Raw genomic sequence first — 15,604 nt, 5'->3', positions numbered from 1 at the left:
ATGGGATTTTGATCGGGAGACAATGTTTTTCCATCTGACCGTCGCCAAAACCACATGGAATTCCCCGCAAACGCGCCGGTTTTGGCAGAATCGACGTGTTTTTTCGACAAGATGGATTTCAAACTGGCACGATATCTGCATCATATCCGGCGAGCGGGAAAATTCCTGCCATAACAAGAGAAGCGGAGAGACATTTTCTCATGAAAAAGATCGAAGCGATCATTAAGCCTTTCAAGCTGGACGAAGTGAAGGAAGCCCTTCAGGAAGTTGGCCTGCAGGGTATCACGGTCACGGAAGCCAAGGGTTTCGGCCGTCAGAAGGGCCACACGGAACTCTACCGCGGAGCCGAATACGTCGTCGATTTCCTGCCGAAGGTCAAAGTCGAGGTCGTACTGGCCGACGAGAACGCGGAGGCGGTCATCGATGCGATCCGCAAGGCGGCGCAGACCGGCCGCATCGGCGACGGAAAGATCTTCGTCTCCAACGTCGAAGAGGTTATCCGCATCCGCACCGGCGAGACCGGCATTGATGCCATCTGACCACTTTGCCAATCGCGCAAAGTCCGTTACCGTCATCGCCGACCTACACCGTCATCGCAAATCGGAGGACACTCATTAATGGCGACCGCAAGCGAAATTCTGAAGCAGATCAAGGAGAACGACGTAAAGTTCGTCGATCTGCGTTTCACCGACCCGAAGGGCAAGCTGCAGCATGTGACGATGGACGTTGTCTGCGTCGATGAAGACATGTTCGCTGATGGCGTGATGTTCGACGGCTCGTCGATCGGCGGCTGGAAGGCCATCAACGAGTCCGACATGGTGCTGATGCCCGATACCGAAACGGTGCATATGGACCCATTCTTCGCCCAGTCGACCATGGTCATCGTCTGCGACATCCTCGATCCGGTTTCCGGCGAGGCCTATAACCGCGATCCGCGCGGCACCGCCAAGAAGGCCGAAGCCTACCTCAAGGCATCCGGCATCGGCGATACGGTCTTCGTCGGCCCTGAAGCCGAATTCTTCGTCTTCGACGACGTCAAGTACAAGGCCGATCCCTACAATACCGGCTTCAAGCTCGATTCGACCGAACTGCCGTCGAACGACGATACCGATTACGAGACCGGCAACCTCGGCCATCGCCCGCGCGTCAAGGGCGGCTATTTCCCGGTTCCCCCCGTCGACAGCGCCCAGGACATGCGTTCGGAAATGCTGACGGTGCTCTCCGAAATGGGCGTCGTCGTCGAAAAGCACCACCATGAAGTCGCCGCCGCCCAGCACGAACTCGGCATCAAGTTCGATACGCTGGTGCGCAACGCCGACAAGATGCAGATCTACAAATACGTCGTGCACCAGGTGGCCAACGCCTACGGCAAGACGGCGACCTTCATGCCGAAGCCGATCTTCGGCGACAACGGCTCTGGCATGCACGTGCACCAGTCGATCTGGAAGGGCGGCAAGCCGACCTTTGCCGGCGACGAATATGCCGGCCTTTCCGAGAGCTGCCTGTTCTATATCGGCGGCATCATCAAGCATGCCAAGGCGATCAACGCCTTCACCAATCCGTCGACGAACTCCTACAAGCGTCTCGTCCCGGGTTACGAAGCCCCCGTGCTGCTTGCCTATTCGGCCCGCAACCGCTCGGCTTCCTGCCGCATTCCGTTCGGCTCCAACCCGAAGGCCAAGCGCGTCGAAGTCCGTTTCCCGGATCCGACCGCCAATCCCTATCTCGCCTTTGCCGCCATGCTGATGGCCGGTCTCGACGGCATCAAGAACAAGATCCATCCCGGCAAGGCCATGGACAAGGATCTCTACGACCTGCCGCCGAAGGAATTGAAGAAGATCCCGACCGTCTGCGGCTCGTTGCGCGAAGCACTCGAAAGCCTCGACAAGGACCGCAAGTTCCTGACGGCCGGCGGCGTCTTCGACGACGATCAGATCGATGCCTTCATCGAGCTGAAGATGGCTGAGGTGATGCGTTTCGAAATGACGCCGCATCCGGTCGAATACGACATGTACTATTCGGCCTGATCGGCCGCGAACACAGAAAGTCCCGGCCCGCCGGGGCTTTCGCCTCCCAGGTCATGGACGCCACTACGGCGCCGCGCGTCTTTCAGACGCGCAAAGGATGCTGTAGAACTTGGAGTGCTGCATAATTTTGTCCTTAAATCGGTTCCGATTTAAGGAATTATGCAGAAGGAGGATATGACGTTCATGTGACGAACTCGCGCAAAAATCTTGATTTGCGCGACACCAATCACCAAATTTGGTGATGAAAGGAAGTCGTACCATGAAAGAAAGAGTAGCAAAGTTCAGTATCGGCGAAGTGGTTCGGCACAAGGTTTTTCCGTTTCGCGGCGTCATCTTCGACGTTGATCCGGAGTTCGCGAATACGGAGGAATGGTGGAATTCCATTCCCGCCGAGGTGCGCCCGAGCAGGGACCAGCCCTTCTATCACCTGCTCGCCGAGAATGACGAAAGCGAATATGTCGCTTATGTCTCCGAGCAAAACCTGATGAACGATGAAAGCGGCACGCCGCTTCGCAATCCGCAGATCTACCAGATTTTCGATCAGGCCCCTTCAGGGCAGTTCAAACCCAAGATGAGCTTCGCCCACTAACCCACTCGTGCCGATCGTTGAATCAAGGCCTCGCTTCTCCCGGCGAGGCCTTTCCTTTGCGCAACAAAAAACCCGGCGCGAAGCCGGGTTTCTGTTTCAAAGAAAGTGGCAGGATTACTGCGCCTTGGCTGCCTTCTGGGCCTCTTCCAACTTCTTGCGGGCTTCTTCGGCCTTCTTCTGCATGCCTTCCTGCAGGCTGCGCTGGCTTTCGGCGAGCTTGGTTTCGGTCACCGGTTCGCCGTCATAAGCGCCGGTGAAGCCTTCGAGCGAAATCTTGATCGGGTTCGGAGCGCGGCGGAAGTTGATCGAGGTGAAGATCACATCGCTGCCCTTCTTGAGGCTGGCGATCATCGCGTCGGTCAGCGGAATTTCGGCGGTGCACTTGTCCGGCAGGCAGACGGCGTAGTCGAGCTTCTGGCCCTTACCGCCGTCGATCTGCATGATGACGCCGGGAGGAACGAGGCGTGCCGTGGGAACCGAAACCTGCAGGAGTTTGCGATTGATCTTGCCGGAAACCGAGATCAGACCGACGGCCGTGACAAGCTGGCCGCCATTGGCGAGGATCAGGTTCTGGACAACACAGATGTCGTTGTCTTCCTGCTTGCTGCAGGTCTTGTACCAGCCAAGCTTCGGCGCACCTGCGGCCTGCGCCGGGGCATCGGCCGGAGCCGGTGCCGCCGCACTCTGTGCGAAGGAGGAGACCGGAGCCGAAGCGGCGCCGAACATCACTGCCAGAACGGACAGTGCTGCCCGCATTTTCTTTTCAGACTTGAACATCATAACGAATTCCGTCTCCTGATATCCGTTCGGGGCAGCGTCTTGCCGCCCCAACCATCGGGTCGTTGACACTCCACCTCTTAAAAAAATAAGGCAAATGCATGACCCCGAAACTTCGGGTTCACCTGTTACATCGCAGCGTTCAAGATATCCAGCATTTCTTTGGCAATTTGAGGAGCATTTCGTCGCGATGCCAAAGAAATCGCCGTTCCGTGTTGGAATCGATCGACCCCATGATAATCTTGGCGTGAATCATGCCCCGTTTTCACGGATCAAGGATTGCCGAATGCTCCGGTTTGTTGTCCCCCTCGTCCTCTCGCTGCTGTGCGGCACTGTCGCTGCCGAGCCGCTGCACGGCATCGCGATGCACGGCGAGCCGGCCTTGCCGGCCGACTACAAGCACTTCCCTTACGTCAACCCCGACGTGAAAAAGGGCGGCAAGATCACCTATGGCGTGGTCGGCACCTTCGACAACCTCAACCCGTTCATCCTCAAGAGCATGCGCACGACGGCGCGCGGCATGTGGGATCCGGATTATGGCAATCTCGTCTACGAATCGCTGATGCAGCGTTCCAGGGACGAGCCCTTCACACTCTACGGCCTGCTGGCCGAAACGGTCGAATGGGACGACGACAGGAGCTTCATCCAGTTCAACCTCAATCCGAAGGCGAAATGGGCTGATGGCCAGCCGGTGACGCCCGAGGATGTGATGTTCACCTTCGAGCTGATGCGCGACAAGGGCCGCGTGCCCTTCGCCAACCGCCTCAACGTCGTCGCCAAGATGGAGAAGGTCGGCGAGCGCAGCGTGCGCTTCACCTTCAACGACAAGGCCGACCGGGAGACGCCGCTGATCTTCGGCCTGTTCCCGGTGCTGCCGAAACATGCGATCGACCCAGAAACCTTCGACCGTTCGTCGCTGACGCCCCCGGTCGGCTCCGGTCCCTACAAGGTGAAGACGGTGAAGCCCGGCGAGAGCATCACCTATGAGCGCGATCCGAATTACTGGGGCAAGAACATTCCCGCCAAGGTCGGCACCGACAATTACGACCAGATCACCGTCCAGTATTTCCTGCAGGACACGACGCTGTTCGAGGCCTTCAAGAAGGGCGATGTCGACATCTATCCCGACGGCAATCCCGGTCATTGGGCCAATGCCTATAATTTCCCCGCCGTCACCTCGGGGGCTGTGGTCAAGGACGTGTTCACACCGAAACTGCCGAGCGGCATGCTCGGATTCGTGTTCAACACGCGCCGGCCGATCTTTACCGATCCCAAGGTGCGCGAAGGCTTGTCGCTGGTGTTCGACTTCGAATGGGCGAACAAGAACCTTTATTCCGGCGCCTATAAACGCACGCAGAGCTTCTGGCAGAATTCCGAGCTGTCGAGTTTCGGCGTTCCCGCCAATGCGGCCGAGCTTGCCCTGCTCGGGCCGATCAAGGACAAAATTGCGCCGGAGATTCTCGACGGCACCTACAAGCTGCCGGTCACCGACGGTTCCGGCCGCGACCGCAATGTGCTGAAACAGGCCGTCGAGCAACTGAAACAGGGCGGCTATACGATCCAGGGCGGCAAGATGCTCAATGCGTCCGGCCGCCAGTTCGCCTTCGAGATCATGACGCAGAATGCCGACCAAGAAAAGCTTGCAGTTGCCTATCAGCGCTCGCTGCAGACGATCGGCATTGCCGCTTCGATCCGCACGGTCGACGATTCGCAGTATCAGAGCCGGACAAACAGCTTCGATTACGACATGATCATGAAGTCCTATACCTCGTCGTTGTCCCCTGGGAACGAGCAACTCGGCCGCTGGTCTTCGGTTGCGCGCACGCGCGAGGGAACCGACAGCTTCGCCGGCGCCAACGATCCCGATCTCGACACACTGATCGATCACCTGCTCAGGGCACGCTCGGCGGAGGATTTCACTGCAGCGGTCCGCTCCTATGACCGGCTGCTGCTTTCCAGCCATTACGTGCTGCCGCTCTATCACATGGACCAGCAATGGGTGGCGCGGAGCAAGCGCATCGGCCGTCCCGACAGCGTACCGCTCAGCGGCTATCAGCTGCCGGTATGGTGGGATACGAGCGCGCAGTAAAACTGGCGAACCGCCGGTCCTCATGCCTCCTTCGGAGGCGCACAGAAATAAGGAAAATCATCATGGAGCGTATCACCATCGACGTCGTCTCGGATGTCGTCTGCCCTTGGTGCTATCTCGGCAAGGCGCGGCTGGAACTCGCCATCGCCGAGGTGCAGGACCAAATCGGCGTCGACATCAACTGGCGGCCGTACCGGCTCAATCCCGACTACCCCAAGGAAGGCGTCGACCAGAAGAAGGCGCTGGCGGAGAAGCTCGGCGGCGAGGAGCGTGTGGCCCAGGCGCACAAGATGCTCACCGATTACGGCCGCGAGGTCGGCATCGCCTTTGATTTCGAGGCGATCAAGATCGGCCCGAACACGCTCGATGCGCATCGACTGATCCACTGGGCGATGATCGAAGGCCGCGAGAAGCAGGACAAGGTCGTTGCCGCGCTGTTCAGGGCGAATTTCGAGGAAGGCCGCAATGTCGGCGAACATGCTGTGCTGCTCGATATTGCCGAAAAGGCCGGCCTCGACCGCTCGGTCATCGCCTCGCTGCTCGCCTCCGATGCCGATCGCGACCTGATCGTGGCCGAGATCAAGGCGGCCCAGGAGATGGGCGTCAACGGCGTGCCGTTCTTCATCTTCGACCAGCAATATGCCGTCAGCGGCGCTCAGACGCCCGACGTGCTGGCGAACGCGTTGCGCGATATCGCCAAGGCGAAGGCCGAGGCGCGGTCGGGGCTCAACTGACGTCGCCGGCTCCAGCTTCAGCCCAGAACCGGAATGCAGCGCACCTCGGTCTTCACTGAATTGGCGATGAAACATTCGTCGTGGGCGCGATGGTGCAGGCTTTCCAACTCGCTGAGCGAAGGCTGCTTTTCGCCCCTGAAGACGACATGCGGCCGCAGCGTCACGACGGTCATGGCAAGACGGCCTTCGGCATTCTTCTCCATGATGCCCTCGGCGGCATCGGTGTAGCTGTCGACGCAAAAGCGCTGTTTGGCGGCGATCGACAGGAACCAGAGCATGTGGCAGCTGGAGAGCGAGGCGACGAAAGCCTCTTCCGGATCGACGGCATCCTCGGCGGAATAGGGCAGCGGAACGACATGCGCAGAAGAAGACGCCCTCACCTCGATGCCGCCGTCGAAGGTCCAGCGGTGGGCGCGGCTGTAGCGGTTGTCGGTGAAGGTCTCGCCGTTGCGTTGCCAGGCGATCGTTGCGCCGTATTTTGCCATCTCCATCTCCCTTTTCCACGCAATTCCGGACGCAAAACCGCGGCACAGTTTTGCTGGAATTGCTCTATTTCGCAAGCTCGGCCAGCTGCGTCATGACGACCGCGGCACCTTGCAGGCGTTTTTCCGGCGTCGGCAGGTCGCGGGTCAGGAACAGGCTGTGATCGGGGCGGATCTTCGCCATCGTGCCCTGCTTGCCGATATAACCGACGAGGTTGGCCGGGTTGGGGAATTCCTTGTTGCGGAACTGCACGACGACGCCCTTCGGACCGGCATCGAGCTTTTCGACATTGGCGGTGCGGCAGAGCGACTTGATGTAGACGATCTTCAAGAGGTGCTGGACTTCGATCGGCATCGGCCCGAAGCGGTCGATCATCTCGGCGCCGAAGCCATCGATCTCCTTGAGCTCGGTGATTTCGCCGAGGCGGCGGTAGAGCGCCATGCGCAGGTGCAGGTCAGGCACGTAAGCTTCCGGGATCATCACCGTCGTGCCGACGGAGATCTGCGGCGACCAGCCGGTATCGTGGATCTCGTCGACACCCTTGACCTCGGCAACCGCCTCTTCCAGCATCTGCTGGTAAAGCTCGAAGCCGACCTCCTTGATATGGCCGGACTGCTCCTCGCCGAGCAGATTACCGGCGCCGCGGATATCGAGATCGTGGCTCGCCAGCTGGAACCCGGCGCCGAGCGTATCCAGCGATTGCAGCACCTTCAACCGGCGTTCGGCGGTTGCCGTCAGCACCTTATTAACAGGCAGGGTGAAGAGCGCAAAAGCGCGCACCTTCGAGCGGCCGACACGGCCGCGCAGCTGATAGAGCTGAGCAAGGCCGAACATATCGGCGCGGTGAACGATCAGCGTATTGGCCGTGGGCACATCGAGGCCGGATTCGACGATGGTGGTCGAGAGAAGCACGTCGTAACGGCCTTCATAGAAAGCGTTCATGATGTCTTCGAGTTCGCCGGCCGGCATCTGGCCATGGGCGACGGCGACCTTCAGCTCCGGCAAATCCGACTGCAGGAAGGCATGCACATCCTCGAGATCGGCGAGGCGCGGGCAGACATAGAAGCTCTGGCCGCCGCGATAATGCTCGCGCATCAGCGTCTCGCGGATGACCAGGCTGTCGAAGGGCGAGATGAAGGTGCGTACCGCCATGCGGTCGACCGGCGGCGTGGTGATCAGCGACAATTCGCGCACCCCGGTCATGGCAAGCTGCAGCGTGCGCGGGATCGGCGTTGCCGACAGCGTCAGCACATGCACGTCGCTCTTCAGCTCTTTCAGCCGCTCCTTGTGCTTAACGCCGAAATGCTGCTCCTCGTCGATGACGAGCAGACCGAGATTGGCGAATTTGATGCCGGCGCCAAGCAGCGCATGGGTGCCGACGACGATATCGGTCTTGCCTTCCGCCACTTCCTTCTTGGTCAGCGCCAGCTCCTTGGCGCCGACAAGGCGCGAGGCCTGCTGGATGCGCACCGGCAGACCACGGAAACGGTCGGAGAAGGTCTTGAAATGCTGGCGGGAAAGCAGTGTCGTCGGCACGACGACGGCGACCTGGGCGCCGTTCATCGCGGCGACGAAGGCGGCGCGCAGCGCTACTTCGGTCTTGCCGAAACCGACGTCGCCGCAGACGAGACGGTCCATCGGCCGGCCGGCGGCGAGATCCGAGCGCACCGCCTCGATGGCGTTATCCTGGTCCTCGGTCTCGTCATAGGGGAAGCGGGCGGCGAATTCGTCGTAAAGGCCTTCTGGCGTCGTCAGCATCGGCGCATGGCGCGTCAGGCGCTCGGCGGCGATGCGGATCAGCGCATCGGCCATATCGAGGAGGCGCTTCTTGAGCTTGGCCTTGCGCATCTGCCAGGCGCCGCCGCCGAGCTTGTCGAGTTGGGCTTCGGTGCCTTCGCCGCCGTAACGCGAGAGAAGATCGATGTTTTCGACCGGCAGGAAGAGCTTGGCCTCGTCGGCATATTGCAGTTCGAGGCAGGCATGCGGCGCGCCGGCGGCCTCGATGGTCCTCAGCCCGATGAAGCGGCCGATGCCGTGTTCGGCGTGGACGACGATCGAGCCCTCGTCGAGGCCCGCGACTTCCGAGATGAAATCGGCGGCGCGCTTGCGGCGCTTGGAGCGGCGCACCATGCGGTCGCCGAGGATGTCCTGCTCGCCGATGACGACGAGGTCGCCGGCCTCGAAGCCTGCTTCGAGACTGAGCACGGCAGCGGCAGCCTCGCCTCTCGCCAGCGAACCGACATCCTTCAGCGCCTCGATCGGCTTGACCTTTTCCAGGCCATGTTCGTTCAACACCTGCAGCAGGCGCTCCAGCGAACCTTCGGTCCAGGCGGTGATGAGCACTTTCGCGCCGGCGGCGCGGCGGTCGGCAATATGCTTGACGACGACGTCGAAGATGTTGATGCGTTCGGCATCGCCGCCGCCTTCGGCATTCGAACGGGCCCAGCGCTGGCCTTGGCGGGCGTCGACATTGACGACCCGCCGTGCCTCGCCCTCATGCTCGTTGAAGGGGCTGATGCGGATCGCGCCCAGCGCATCGAGGGTTTTGCCGAAAAGCTTGCTGTCGAGATAGAGCTGGCCCGGCGTCACCGGTTTGTAAGGCGTGCCCTGCGTCATCCCCTTGGCCGGCTGGCCGGAGTTCAGGCGGGCGTCGTAGTAGTCAAAAACAAGCTTGGAGCGCTCTTCGGCTGCTTCACGCACCGTATGGTCGATGACGATACGGAAGCCGCTCAAATAATCGAAGACGGTATCGAGCTTCTCGTAGAAAAGCGGCAGCCAGTGCTCCATGCCGGGGTAACGGCGGCCTTCGGAGACGGCGAGATAGAGCGCGTCGTCGCGTGTGGTCGCGCCGAAAGCGGAGAGATAATTCTTGCGGAAACGGCTGATCGTATCGGGCGTCAGCGTCACTTCGCTCATCGGATTGAGATCGAGGGAACGCACCTGCCCGATCGTGCGCTGGCTGGCCGGATCGAAGCTGCGGATGCTTTCCAGCGTGTCGCCGAAGAAATCGAGGCGGACCGGCTCTTCGGAACCCGGCACGAAGACGTCGAGAATACCGCCGCGCACGGCATATTCGCCGACTTCGCGAACGGTCGCGACGCGCTCGAAGCCGTTGCGCTCGAGGCGACCGGCGAGATCATCCATGCGCAGCTGGTTGCCGGGGCGGGCCGAAAAGGTCAGGCTTTCGATGACATCCTGCGGCGCCACCTTCTGCAGCATGGCATTGGCGGTGACGAGCACGATTGCCGCATGCGGCTTCTTGCGATGGGCGATGAGGCCGCCGAGCGCAGCCAGCCGGCGAGCCGAGGTGTCGGCGCTCGGCGAGACGCGGTCATAAGGCAGACAGTCCCAGGCCGGCAAGGTGAGAACCGGAATTTCAGGGGCGACGAAGCCCAGCATTTGCTCCAGATCGGCCATGCGGTGGCCGTCGGATATGACATAGGCGACCGGCTCTCCCGTTCGGGCGAGTTCGGCGAGCAGCAGCGTTTCAAGACCTGCCGGCACATTGCCGATCGTCAGCGGCTCGGCAATGGCCGCAAGCTTCTTCGCATCGAAACCAGGGATCATTCCGGCGTCCTGAGGGGCTTGTCAAAATCGGGCTTGTAGGCGGCGATGCGGGCAAACATCGGTGTCTGGAAACGCTCAGGCACCGGCCATGTTCCCATGATCCAGCGGACGAGATCATTGTCCTCTTCCGCCATGATCGTCTCGAACTCGTCGAGCTCGGCTTCCGACAGCGCCGCGACCTCGGCTTCGGCGAACTGGCCGAAGACCAGATCCATTTCGCGGATGCCGCGATGCCAGCAACGGAAAAGGATCCGGCGGCGGCGCGGGTCGAGACCGGCACTCGTGAGCGTGACACCTGTCATGGCATTACCTTCCTGTTGATGCGCCTCTATAGACCCTCGAAAGCGGCTTGTCAGCCTTGCCAAGGCCGCATTGTTCATCGCATTTTGGCCGCATGCGCCCCGCCATTCTCGATCCTCTGTTTTCCCCTATTTCGGGCCTTCCGGGCGTCGGACCGAAGATCGCCGACCTGTTGGTCAAGCTGCTCGGGCGCGAGACGCTGGAGGATTGCCGGGTCATCGATCTGCTCTTCCACGCGCCCTTCTCGCTGATCGACCGGCGCAACCAACCAGGCATCGCCCGCGCGCCGCAGGGTGCGATCGTGACGATCACGGCGCGCGTCGACCGGCACCAGGTGCCGCCGCGCGGCAAAAGCAATATTCCCTACCGCGTCTTCCTGCATGACGAGACCGGCGAGCTGACGCTGGTCTTCTTCCGCGGACAGGCGGCATGGCTGGAAAAGCAGCTGCCTGTTGACGCGGAGGTGACGGTCAGCGGCAAGATCGACTGGTTCCACGGTCGCGCCTCGATGGTACATCCCGACTATATCGTCAGGGCCGACGAGACGGAGAGCCTGCCGCTGGTCGAGCCGATCTATCCGCTGACGGCGGGGCTTTCGCCGAAGACGCTGCGCAAGATCATCGACGCCGGCCTGCCGCGTTTTCCCGAGCTGCCGGAATGGATCGACCTGGCGCTGACCGAGAAGCAGGGCCTGCCGTCGATCCGCGACAGCTTCCACATGCTGCACGAGCCGCGCGATCCCAGCGATATCGACCCGCAGGCCCCTGCCCGGCGGCGGCTTGCCTATGACGAGTTCCTCGCCGGCCAGCTGTCGCTGAGCCTGGTCCGGCAGAGGCTGCGTAAGGTGGCGGGCCAGCCAGTCACTGCGACCGGCGCCATCAGCAGCAAGATCCTGAAGACCTTGCCCTTCTCGCTCACATCAAGCCAGAACGAGGCGATCGCCGAGGTTTTGAAGGACATGGCCGGCAACGAGCGCATGCTGCGGCTGCTGCAGGGCGATGTCGGTTCCGGCAAAACGCTGGTGGCGCTGATGGCGATGGCGGCGGTGATCGAGAGCGGCGGCCAGGCCGTGCTGATGGCGCCGACCGAAATCCTGGCGCGGCAACACCACGCAACGATCTCGAAATTCGCCGCCTCCGCCGGGCTCGGCATCGAGGTGCTGACCGGGCGAACCAAGGGACGCGAGAGGGAGGAAATCCTGGAGCGTATCGCCTCGGGTGCTGCCCAGATCATCATCGGCACGCATGCGCTGTTCCAGGACAGCGTCGCCTACGCCAATCTGATGCTTGCCGTCGTCGACGAGCAGCACCGTTTCGGCGTGCATCAGCGCCTGCGGCTGACCGCCAAGGGCCTCTCGCCGCATATGCTTGTCATGACGGCGACGCCGATCCCGCGCACGCTGGTGCTTGCCGCCTTCGGCGATATGGACGTCTCCAAGCTCACCGAGAAACCGGCCGGCCGCAAGCCGATCCAGACGATCACCGTACCGATGGAACGGACCGGCGAAATCGTCGGCCGACTGCAAGGCGCGATCACCGAGGGCAAGAAGGCATACTGGATCTGTCCGCTGGTCGAGGAGTCCGAAGAGCTCGACCTGATGTCGGCCGAGGAGCGGCATGCGACGTTGGTCTCGGCACTTGGCCCGGGCATCGGCCTGATCCACGGCCGCATGAGCGGGCCGGAGAAGGACGGGGCGATGATGGCGTTCAAGAACGGCGAGACCCGGCTGCTCGTCGCCACCACCGTCGTCGAGGTCGGCGTCGACGTGCCGGACGCGACGATCATGGTGATCGAACATGCCGAGCGTTTCGGCCTGGCGCAATTGCATCAGCTGCGCGGCCGCGTCGGGCGCGGCGACGAGGCCTCGACCTGCATCCTGCTCTACAAGGGGCCGCTCGGCGAGACCGGCCATGCCAGGCTCTCGATCATGCGGGAGACGGAGGACGGCTTCCGTATTGCCGAGGAGGATCTGAAGCTGCGCGGTGAAGGCGAGTTGCTCGGCACACGGCAATCCGGCACGCCGGGCTTTCGCATCGCCAGTCTCGAGGCGCATGCCGACCTGTTGGAGATCGCCCGCAAGGATGCGGCTTACCTGATCGAGCGGGATCCGGAATTGACCACGGAGAGGGGAACGGCGATCCGCACCCTGCTCTATCTTTTCCGCCGCGACGAAGCGATCCGGTTCTTGAGAGCGGGCTAAAGCGCGCCGAGGCGCGCTTTAAGTCTTTGTTCTATGCATGTCGTTATCCCAAAACCGCCGAACACTTTTGGGCGACATGCATCATTCAGCCTTGGAAACCGCCACCGGCTTCGGCCGCGGCAAATGCTTCTGCTTCGGCTCCGGCTGCGGGGTTTCAGGAGCCACCAGACCGCCCGAAATCAGGAACTTGGCGGCATCCTCCGGCGACATGTCGAGCAAGACGATCTTCTCACGCGGAACGAAGACGAGGAAACCAGCCGTCGGCACCGGCGTCGGCGGTAGGAAGACCGCCACCATATCCTGGCCCATGGCATTGAACTTCGACGCGATTTCACCTTTGGCGTCGGTGGCGACGAAAACCAGTGCCCAGAGACCGGGACTTGGATATTCGATGAGGCCGACTTTCTTGAAGGAGTTCGACTGCTCCTTCAGCACGGTTTCGAAAATCTGCTTCACGCTTCTGTAGATCGTCCGCACCAGCGGCATGCGCTGGACGATCGATTCGCCGAAACCAACGATGCTCTGGCCGATGAGGTTCTTGCCGAGAAAGCCGACGACAGTGATCAGCACGACGGCAGTCAACAGGCCGAAACCGGGAATGGCAAAATTGAGATAGCTTTCCGGATTCCAGCGTGCCGGAATATAGGGCCTGACCCAGCTGTCCGACCAGTGGATGAAGGTCCAGGTCAGCCAGATGGTAATCGCGATCGGGGCGCAGATGATCAGTCCTGCGAGAAAATTATTCCTCAGCCGCGTCGCGACCGGCATTCTGGGGGTGTTGTCGGCCATCGTTTCCTGATGAACTCCATATCAGTCCTGGACGGGCCGGAACGCCGGCCCTTCCCCCTTGTCCGCACACCAAAATTGCCAGAATTCGGGACGCCGCACAATATGTTTCGGCGGGACGGTCCCGGTGCTGCAGGCTTATTCCACGGTCACGGATTTCGCCAGGTTGCGCGGCTGGTCGACATCGGTGCCCATGAAGACGGCGGTGTGATAGGCGAGCAATTGGATCGGCAGCGAGAAGATCATCGGTGCGATGATTTCGTCGACCACAGGCAGGGTGATTGTTGCCATCGTCGGCAGTTTCGAGGCCGCCGCACCGGCCTCGTCGGTGATGAAGATGATGCGGCCGCCGCGGGCCGCGACCTCCTGCATGTTCGAGACGGTTTTTTCGAAGAAACGGTCGTAGGGGGCGATGACGATAACAGGCATGTTCTCGTCGATCAGCGCGATCGGTCCGTGCTTCAACTCGCCGGCGGCGTAACCTTCGGCGTGGATATAGGAAATCTCCTTGAGCTTCAGCGCGCCTTCCATGGCGAGCGGGAAGCTGGTGCCGCGGCCGAGATAGAGCACGTCCTTGCACTTCGACAGCTCCCGCGACAGGCTTTCCATCTGCGGCTGGATGAGGTTCAGCACCCGGCTCATGATGCGCGGCATTTCGGCAAGATGGCGCACCAGCGCCCTCTCCTCGTCAGCACTCACCGTGCCGCGCGCCTTGCCGGCGCCGATCGCCAGCGCTGCCAGCACGGCAAGCTGGCAGGTGAAGGCCTTGGTCGAGGCGACGCCGATTTCGGGGCCGGCCATGATCGGGAAGACGGCGTCGGATTCGCGCGCGATCGTCGATTCGCGGACATTGACGACGGCGCCTATCTTCAAGCCGTTGTCGCGGCAATAACGCAAGCATGCCAGCGTATCGGCGGTCTCACCGGACTGCGAGATGAAGAGGGCTGCCTGCGACGGCGACAGCGGCATTTCGCGGTATCGGAACTCGGAGGCGACGTCGATCTCAACCGGCAGGCGGGCATAACGCTCGAACCAGTATTTGCCGACGAGGCCGGCGAGATAGGCAGTGCCGCAGGCCGAGATCGCAAGGCCGGTCGCCGCCTTGAAGTCGATCGCGGCGGCATTGGCGCCGATCGTATTCTCGGCGAAATCGACATAGTGGCTGAGAGCGTGAGAGATCACCTCCGGCTGCTCGTAGATTTCCTTTTCCATGAAGTGGCGGTGGTTGCCCTTGTCGACGACATAGGCAGTCGCCTGCGAGATCTGCCGGGCGCGTTTGACCGGCTTGCCGGCGAAATCGAGCACGGCGACACCGTCGCGGGTGAGGATGGCGCAATCGCCGTCGACGAGATAGGTGATCTCGTTGGTGAAGGGCGAAAGCGCGATCGCGTCCGAGCCGAGGAACATCTCGCCGCGGCCATAGCCGACGGCAAGCGGCGGGCCGGAACGGGCAGCCATGATCGTGCCGGGATCGGCCTTGAGCATGATGGCCAGCGCATAGGCGCCGGTCACCCGGTTCAGCATCTTCAGCATGGCGGCGCGGGGCTCCAGGCCTTCGCGCAAATATTTCGCCATCAGATGGGCAACGACTTCGGTATCGGTCTGGGTTTTGAAAACCGAACCCTCTTCGGTCAACTCGTCGCGAAGCTCGGAAAAATTCTCGATGATGCCGTTATGGACGACGGCGACGCCTTCGACGAAATGCGGATGGGCATTGGTCTCGTTCGGCACGCCATGGGTCGCCCAGCGCGTGTGGGCGATGCCGACGGTGCCGGGCAGCGGTTCGCTGTCGAGGCGCTTTTCCAGATTGAACAGCTTGCCCTCGGCGCGGCGGCGAGCCATCACGCCGTCATGAATGGTGGCGACACCGGCGGAATCGTAACCGCGATATTCGAGACGCTTCAGCGCATCGACCAGGCGCCCCGCAACAGGCGCAGTTCCGACGATCCCCACAATGCCGCACATATAGTATCCCCATAAAGGCTTCGACAACGAGGCCAGTCCTAACGATTCTTGCTTATTTCTCAATCACCTCGGCGGTCACTTTCAATT

General features: G+C 61.5%; 12 protein-coding genes. 6 read left to right on the top strand and 6 right to left on the bottom strand.

The genetic code is table 11. The features are described 5' to 3' along the window. Positions 1-200: 200 nt before the first annotated feature. The 3 genes from V8P77_RS07610 (at position 201) to hspQ (ending at position 2,616) form a co-directional block, all read left to right on the top strand. Positions 201-539 (top strand): P-II family nitrogen regulator, encoded by a 339-nt coding sequence (locus V8P77_RS07610; protein WP_003539626.1) that lies wholly within the window; start codon positions 201-203, stop codon positions 537-539. Between the two features lie 78 nt (positions 540-617). Further along, entirely contained in the window at positions 618-2,027 is a 1,410-nt protein-coding gene (gene glnA, locus V8P77_RS07605) for a type I glutamate--ammonia ligase (protein WP_011651961.1), read from the top strand. A 259-nt stretch (positions 2,028-2,286) separates the two neighbouring features. Then, a complete protein-coding gene (gene hspQ / locus V8P77_RS07600) occupies positions 2,287-2,616 on the top strand; it encodes a heat shock protein HspQ (protein WP_003539613.1) in 330 nt (109 codons plus the stop codon). Between the two features lie 114 nt (positions 2,617-2,730). On the opposite strand, the gene V8P77_RS07595 is transcribed toward hspQ, so the two are convergent. Further along, positions 2,731-3,396, bottom strand: a complete 666-nt coding sequence (locus V8P77_RS07595; protein WP_025394534.1) for an invasion associated locus B family protein — start codon at positions 3,394-3,396, stop codon at positions 2,731-2,733. Between the two features lie 283 nt (positions 3,397-3,679). Between V8P77_RS07595 and V8P77_RS07590 the strand changes: the two genes are divergently transcribed. Further along, on the top strand, positions 3,680-5,482 hold the full coding sequence (locus tag V8P77_RS07590) for an extracellular solute-binding protein (protein ID WP_335911464.1): 1,803 nt from the start codon (positions 3,680-3,682) through the stop codon (positions 5,480-5,482). Positions 5,483-5,544: 62 nt separating this feature from the next. Further along, positions 5,545-6,216, top strand: coding sequence for a DsbA family oxidoreductase (locus V8P77_RS07585; RefSeq protein ID WP_335911463.1), 672 nt, complete (start codon positions 5,545-5,547; stop codon positions 6,214-6,216). 17 nt (positions 6,217-6,233) lie between these two features. Here V8P77_RS07585 and V8P77_RS07580 read toward each other — a convergent pair whose 3' ends face one another. The 3 genes from V8P77_RS07580 to V8P77_RS07570 all read right to left on the bottom strand — a co-directional run bounded on the left by V8P77_RS07580 (position 6,234) and on the right by V8P77_RS07570 (position 10,568). Further along, complete coding sequence (locus V8P77_RS07580) at positions 6,234-6,701, bottom strand: OsmC family protein (RefSeq protein ID WP_335911462.1); 468 nt, start codon at positions 6,699-6,701, stop codon at positions 6,234-6,236. Between the two features lie 64 nt (positions 6,702-6,765). Continuing rightward, the gene (mfd, locus tag V8P77_RS07575; RefSeq protein WP_335911461.1) at positions 6,766-10,266 is read right to left on the bottom strand and encodes a transcription-repair coupling factor; all 3,501 of its coding nucleotides are present in this window, start codon (positions 10,264-10,266) and stop codon (positions 6,766-6,768) included. After that, complete coding sequence (locus tag V8P77_RS07570; protein ID WP_020049899.1) at positions 10,263-10,568, bottom strand: FAD assembly factor SdhE; 306 nt, start codon at positions 10,566-10,568, stop codon at positions 10,263-10,265. The genes mfd and V8P77_RS07570 overlap by 4 nt, the downstream gene beginning before the upstream one ends. A 92-nt stretch (positions 10,569-10,660) precedes the next feature. Here V8P77_RS07570 and recG point away from each other — a divergent pair, with 92 nt between their 5' ends. Next, the gene (recG, locus tag V8P77_RS07565; protein WP_335911460.1) at positions 10,661-12,766 is read left to right on the top strand and encodes an ATP-dependent DNA helicase RecG; all 2,106 of its coding nucleotides are present in this window, start codon (positions 10,661-10,663) and stop codon (positions 12,764-12,766) included. A gap of 81 nt (positions 12,767-12,847) precedes the next feature. Here recG and V8P77_RS07560 read toward each other — a convergent pair whose 3' ends face one another. Together V8P77_RS07560 and glmS are read right to left on the bottom strand one after the other, a co-directional pair. Next, entirely contained in the window at positions 12,848-13,555 is a 708-nt protein-coding gene (locus V8P77_RS07560) for a DUF502 domain-containing protein (protein WP_025394528.1), read from the bottom strand. A 135-nt stretch (positions 13,556-13,690) separates the two neighbouring features. Next, positions 13,691-15,517, bottom strand: a complete 1,827-nt coding sequence (glmS, locus tag V8P77_RS07555; protein WP_335911459.1) for a glutamine--fructose-6-phosphate transaminase (isomerizing) — start codon at positions 15,515-15,517, stop codon at positions 13,691-13,693. Positions 15,518-15,604: the final 87 nt, after the last annotated feature.

It is taken from the genome of Rhizobium aouanii, from assembly GCF_037002925.1.
Taxonomy (GTDB): domain Bacteria; phylum Pseudomonadota; class Alphaproteobacteria; order Rhizobiales; family Rhizobiaceae; genus Rhizobium; species Rhizobium aouanii.
Note: the sequence above shows the minus strand (reverse complement) of the source record. Positions and strands in the feature narration are given on the sequence as shown.

What these genes read in the sequence shown, in the direction of transcription:
- V8P77_RS07570 (WP_020049899.1), bottom strand. Translation starts at nt 10,568, where the DNA reads ATGACAGGTGTCACGCTCACGAGTGCCGGTCTCGACCCGCGCCGCCGC.
- mfd (WP_335911461.1), bottom strand. Translation starts at nt 10,266, where the DNA reads ATGATCCCTGGTTTCGATGCGAAGAAGCTTGCGGCCATTGCCGAGCCG.
- hspQ (WP_003539613.1), top strand. Translation starts at nt 2,287, where the DNA reads ATGAAAGAAAGAGTAGCAAAGTTCAGTATCGGCGAAGTGGTTCGGCAC.
- V8P77_RS07590 (WP_335911464.1), top strand. Translation starts at nt 3,680, where the DNA reads ATGCTCCGGTTTGTTGTCCCCCTCGTCCTCTCGCTGCTGTGCGGCACT.
- V8P77_RS07595 (WP_025394534.1), bottom strand. Translation starts at nt 3,396, where the DNA reads ATGATGTTCAAGTCTGAAAAGAAAATGCGGGCAGCACTGTCCGTTCTG.
- glmS (WP_335911459.1), bottom strand. Translation starts at nt 15,517, where the DNA reads ATGTGCGGCATTGTGGGGATCGTCGGAACTGCGCCTGTTGCGGGGCGC.
- V8P77_RS07560 (WP_025394528.1), bottom strand. Translation starts at nt 13,555, where the DNA reads ATGGCCGACAACACCCCCAGAATGCCGGTCGCGACGCGGCTGAGGAAT.
- glnA (WP_011651961.1), top strand. Translation starts at nt 618, where the DNA reads ATGGCGACCGCAAGCGAAATTCTGAAGCAGATCAAGGAGAACGACGTA.
- V8P77_RS07585 (WP_335911463.1), top strand. Translation starts at nt 5,545, where the DNA reads ATGGAGCGTATCACCATCGACGTCGTCTCGGATGTCGTCTGCCCTTGG.
- V8P77_RS07610 (WP_003539626.1), top strand. Translation starts at nt 201, where the DNA reads ATGAAAAAGATCGAAGCGATCATTAAGCCTTTCAAGCTGGACGAAGTG.
- V8P77_RS07580 (WP_335911462.1), bottom strand. Translation starts at nt 6,701, where the DNA reads ATGGCAAAATACGGCGCAACGATCGCCTGGCAACGCAACGGCGAGACC.
- recG (WP_335911460.1), top strand. Translation starts at nt 10,661, where the DNA reads ATGCGCCCCGCCATTCTCGATCCTCTGTTTTCCCCTATTTCGGGCCTT.